Origin of the sequence: Streptomyces milbemycinicus (assembly GCF_002154605.1) — a bacterium.
Lineage (GTDB): Bacteria > Actinomycetota > Actinomycetes > Streptomycetales > Streptomycetaceae > Streptomyces > Streptomyces milbemycinicus.
In genome coordinates this window covers 1-3,379 of record NZ_MUNE01000617.1, presented here as the reverse complement: position 1 = coordinate 3,379, position 3,379 = coordinate 1, and the positions used below count along the sequence as shown (strand labels likewise).

Below are 3,379 nucleotides of genomic sequence, written 5' to 3'. Positions count from 1 at the left end.
TGGCCGGTGTGGGAGGGGCACGGCCCCCTGTCGTTCATCGCTGCGCTCGACTGCGGCCGGCACTTCCAGGACGCCGTATGGAATCTGCGCCGCGTCCGCCACCAGGTGGGCGGCGCACCCGACGGCGTCCAGGGCGAGGTCGAGTACGAGGTCGCCGACTTCCCCGACGACTGGGATCTGGACGAGTTCAATCCCGACAACCCCCATTTCGACGACATCCTCGCCGAGGCGGCACGGTGGCGGCTGCTGCTCCAGATCGCCTCCGACGACGAAGCCGGGATGTTGTGGGGCGACGCGGGCGCCCTCTACTGGCTGATCGACCCCGAAGACCTCGCCGCCGGCCGCTTCGACCAGGCGCGCTTCACCTGGCAGTGCCACTGAGCCCGTTCGTCGATCCGTACGGGCGTAGCCGCCGCCGCGGCCCGCCGCTAGTCTCCGGCACGCCCGAACGCCAGGTCCACCAGGTCCACCAGGTCCGGGTTGTACCTGGCCAGGAGATAGTACGGTCGGGCCGCAGCGACCAGGACGTCGCGGGAGCCCATCCCCCGGTCCAGCGCGTGCAGTTCCAGGGTTCCGGGTTCGACGCCCCATCGTTCGCTGATGTGGGTCAGGATGCGGTCGGCCGACAAGGTGTGGATGTCGAAGGTGGACTGAGTCTGCTGTGCCTGCTCGTTCACCGTCTTCGCGGCGTTGACGAGCTTCGCCGCGGTCGGGACGATCGGCCGTCGGCGCAGCGCGTCCAGGGCCAGGTGGTCCGCGGGAGCTCCGGGCGTCAGCTGGAAGCTGCGCACCAGGAAGGTCCCGAGCTGGTGCTTCAGTGGGCGTGTGGTTCGCTCTGCCGGTGTCAGCCACAGGTCGAGGAAGCTCAGGTCTTCGGGCTTGTTCGATCGGGGGTCCGGGATGACGTTGCGATGCCGTGCGTGCTCCAGCGCTCTGTCGAGGGTCGCCTCCGTGTGCTGGGTCCGGCAGTTGGAGGCACACTCCTGGACCAGATGGTTGAAGACCAGGTCCCGGTAGAAGTCCGGGTAGTCGCGGGCGAAGAGCTGGCACATCCGCAGAACGCTCATCTCGGCGGTCCGGCCGTCCGCGGTTTCGACGCTGCGTGCTCCCAGCTGCCAGCGGTGCAAGTAGATGGTGGGTGCGATGGTGAAGTTGGGCGAGTGGGGCGTGGTGCCGTTCGCGCGGCTTTCCTCGAGCGTGCGTAGTTTGTGGACCAGTTGCAGTGCGTCGTCGCGTGTGACGTCGACGGCCCGGGTGGCGCAGAGATGCCGTAGCGCTTCGACATTCGCAGCTGGTGTGGCGGTCTCACGGGCGAGCTGGATGAGTTCCGGGTAGGAGCGCATGTGGTACGGGCGCCGAGCCAGCGCGGCTACGAGGTGACCGGCGGTGGGCTCGTCGAGGATCCCTTCCTGTATGCACAGGCGTAGGGTCGCTCGGATGTTGACGAGCGCTTCGGAGACCGGCCTGTAGCCGTCGTCGGCCGGCCCATGCAGGAAAGCCACCTCGTCGTCGGCCGTCAGTCGGCCTTCCTGGTAGTCGCGGTAGATGCGTCCCACGCCGTGCATGCCGAAGGTGTCGAGTTCGGCTGCGCGAAGGGCGCCCATGCCGGCAGCGCCGAGGACTGTCACGCCGGTCTGGAGGAGGGCGAGGATCTCTTTGTGCCGGACGGCGCGGGTCTGACGGAAGTAGCCGTCGATGATGCCGACGAGGTCTCCCTGCTGGGGTGCGAGTTTCAGCAGGTCTCCCGCCGCTACTGGCGGGAGGACGGTGATGTCGTCCGCCGCGAGCAGGTCGGCGGCGTCCGGCAGGCTGGGGCCAACGAAGAGGTACCGGGTCATTACATGAAGGCCGGTTCGCAGCGAAGGCCGGGGCAGACCACTCGTACGACGGGGATGCCCAGGTGGGGCCTGGTGTGGTCGGCAATCAGCGGAGATCGCCCGGTCAGGGAGAGGACGCTGGTGACCGTGGTGTGCAAGTCGTCCGCGAGGGTCTCATTGCGGACGGAGGCGATCTCGTCGTAGGTGAGCCGGTCGGCTTTCGAGAGGGGTGCGGGACGCGCGGACCAGCTTGAGACGGCGCGCCGGTAGGCGCCCGTGGTGAGGTCGTCCCGGGCTCCGGCGATCTGGGTAGCGCGCGACTGCGCGGCTTCGGTCAGGGCGCGGGACAGGGCGACGTCACGGTCAAGGTGGGCACCGGCCCCGGCGAAGAGCACCGGGAACTCTTCGCTCCAGATGGTGGCCAGGAAGCAGGCGACCCCGGTGGGCGATGGGGGTACTTCAACTCGAACCTCGACCGCGGCCGCGTCCATAAGGTCCAGCAGCTCCCAGGCTGGGCCGTCCACGGTGGCCAGGTCCAGGGCCGGTGATGGGTCCGTCTCGGCGCGGGCCAGACAGTCGCGTTCGATGACCTCGTAGATGCCGTGGAGTGCCGCTTCGGCGAAGGTGTTGCCGCTGGCGAGTCCATCGCTGTTCTGGGCGAACAGGGGCGGCATCCAGGTGTCGCGCACACGGCCGTCAAGGCGCAGCAGGTCGGTCGGCAGGAAGCTGTCCGTACCGTCGTCCAGGCGGCTTGCTCTGGTCCATTCGAGCTCCATGCCTGGCCAGAGATGGTGGCGGGGTTCCAGGGCCAGTTCGTGGACGCGGTAGCCGCACGCGCGTTCCATGTCGGCAACGGTCGCGGTCGTCTCGCCGGGATCTATGCGCTCAGCGTGCCAGGACTCGATCGATTCCATGGCAGCGGAGACCTTGGCGAGGTCGTGAGTGATGCCTTTGCCCTGGCTTACCGACACTGTCCGGGAGTTCGGGCGGACGGCCTGGTGGACCGGTATGCCGATCTCATCGAGCCAGGTGACGTCGGCGAGCCGGGTGATACCGACGATCGGGAAGAGCGGCTGGATCCGGCGCAGCGTTTCCGTGGGGGTCAGGACGCGATGGGTGCCGGACACGCAGGCTTTGCGGGTGTCGTCGGGTGCGGGGACGGGGTGTGCGAGTATTCCGTCCCCGCCCGACAGGTTGTCCGCCATGCCGCCGTCGGCGTGGTCAACAGCGGTGGGGCGGCTCAATGGACGGCTCAATCGGGACCGTCACGCGCCGTGGACGTCGGCGGGCTCAAGGCCGCTGTTGTCCTTCAGCTTGACGCACCAGTGGGAGTCCTTGCTCGTCATCTGGCTCGCGCCGGGGTCCTTGAGGTGCTGCTCGTCACGGAGTTCGGCTGCGGTGGGGAAGTTGAGAGTCATCTGGCAACCCTTCTGTCATCGGCCGGTGTCGCAACAGCGATCCCGCCGAGCGTAGCCAACTCTGATCTTCCGGAGAAGACCTTGTTCCGTCGGACGCTCGGGCGCGTGCTCCGGCGTTCACTGCGCCCTCATCGCGGCGACGAG

At 68.1% G+C, this 3,379-nt stretch carries 4 protein-coding genes; 1 reads left to right on the top strand and 3 read right to left on the bottom strand.

Going from position 1 to position 3,379, the window contains the following annotated elements; translation table 11 throughout:
- On the top strand, positions 1-381 hold a 381-nt coding region (locus tag CCN51_RS40545; protein ID WP_143676039.1), incomplete at its 5' end, for a DUF1963 domain-containing protein.
- A 47-nt stretch (positions 382-428) separates the two neighbouring features.
- On the opposite strand, the gene CCN51_RS40540 is transcribed toward CCN51_RS40545, so the two are convergent.
- Genes CCN51_RS40540 through CCN51_RS56125 form a run of 3 tightly spaced genes read right to left on the bottom strand, consistent with a single transcriptional unit; the run spans position 429 to position 3,235 of the window.
- Positions 429-1,838 (bottom strand): TfuA-like protein, encoded by a 1,410-nt coding sequence (locus tag CCN51_RS40540; protein ID WP_086860707.1) that lies wholly within the window; start codon positions 1,836-1,838, stop codon positions 429-431.
- The gene (locus tag CCN51_RS40535; RefSeq protein ID WP_014176997.1) at positions 1,838-3,061 is read right to left on the bottom strand and encodes a YcaO-like family protein; all 1,224 of its coding nucleotides are present in this window, start codon (positions 3,059-3,061) and stop codon (positions 1,838-1,840) included. The genes CCN51_RS40540 and CCN51_RS40535 overlap by 1 nt, the downstream gene beginning before the upstream one ends.
- Positions 3,062-3,082: 21 nt before the next feature.
- Positions 3,083-3,235 (bottom strand): hypothetical protein, encoded by a 153-nt coding sequence (locus tag CCN51_RS56125; protein WP_170061357.1) that lies wholly within the window; start codon positions 3,233-3,235, stop codon positions 3,083-3,085.
- Between the last annotated feature and the right edge of the window lie 144 nt (positions 3,236-3,379).

What these genes read in the sequence shown, in the direction of transcription:
- CCN51_RS56125 (WP_170061357.1), bottom strand. Translation starts at nt 3,235, where the DNA reads ATGACTCTCAACTTCCCCACCGCAGCCGAACTCCGTGACGAGCAGCAC.
- CCN51_RS40540 (WP_086860707.1), bottom strand. Translation starts at nt 1,838, where the DNA reads ATGACCCGGTACCTCTTCGTTGGCCCCAGCCTGCCGGACGCCGCCGAC.